Genomic DNA, 1,048 nt, shown 5'->3' on the forward strand with positions numbered 1-1,048 from the left:
TGCTCCTTTTGCATTGCCTTTTTGTCGGTTTTTTATGGCAAGGTAACTGACTTGTAGTTATTTATTGATTAAATGTTACTGCGAATGCGAAGGGCAATTTGGCCTGAATCGTGGGCGAAATAAGAAAATGTGAGGTTGAGATTTAGAAATGGGTAGAACTCTACCCATTTGTTTTTAACGAATTGTTATTCATGTGTGACGTGATGCACGAAAATGGTACCAGCCGATTATTCTATAGGAATGTTGCGCTCAGCATTTGATGCTTCTGTTGGGTCTTCTACCGCAAGAATTGGCTCTTGAGGGCCAAGGAAGCGTGGCTGCGTATTCATCACGTAGAGATCCAAAAATGCTTTCACACGAGCAAGCAGTTCACGAATTCGCATCGAAGTTTTTTGTTTGTTCGCCGTTGGGCCTGCGACTGCAAGGCACTGTGCATCAATATTATACGCATCGGCAATGAACAACGCGCGCTCACAGTGAAAGCGTTGAGTCACTATCAAAAAACGCTCTGAGGCGAAGATCTTTTTTGCTCGCACGATGGAATCCAAAGTCCGAAATCCATCGTAATCGAGATGGATGACTTCTTCTGGAACTCCGGCTTTAAGCAGATCTCGTTTCATGGTCCATGGCTCATTGTAAGAGCGATGTGCGTTGTCTCCGCTAAGCAAAAACTGTTTCACTTTGCCTTGTTTATAAAGCTCAATCGCTGCATTGATGCGATGAGTGTAATAGGTGTTGAGTGTCTTTCCGATGTATTTACTCGTACCAAGCACCACCGCGACTTCGTGCTGGGGTATTTGGTCGTAATCGATAAAGATATTGTCTTTGGCCTGTAATGCGACCCAGCGGTCGATAGCAACCACAGACAGGAGGAGTCCAAATAAAGAGATCGACAAAATCAAAGCAATTCGCTTCCACGAACACTTAAGCTTCCACTTTGACCTTATACGAGAAAACAGCAAAACGTCTTATACCCTTTAATAAATGTGTATTCCTCATCATATCTGATAGAAACAAAAAGAGAGAAGCCCATTTATGCCAAAATCTG

1 protein-coding gene is annotated in these 1,048 nt (G+C 43.1%); it reads right to left on the reverse strand.

Annotation, left to right across the window (positions count from 1 at the left end):
• Positions 1-227 precede the first annotated feature (227 nt).
• The gene (locus R7P67_RS26430; protein ID WP_318086530.1) at positions 228-962 is read right to left on the reverse strand and encodes a vancomycin high temperature exclusion protein; all 735 of its coding nucleotides are present in this window, start codon (positions 960-962) and stop codon (positions 228-230) included.
• Positions 963-1,048 lie beyond the last annotated feature (86 nt).

The sequence above is a fragment of the Vibrio sp. Vb0937 genome (assembly GCF_033338855.1).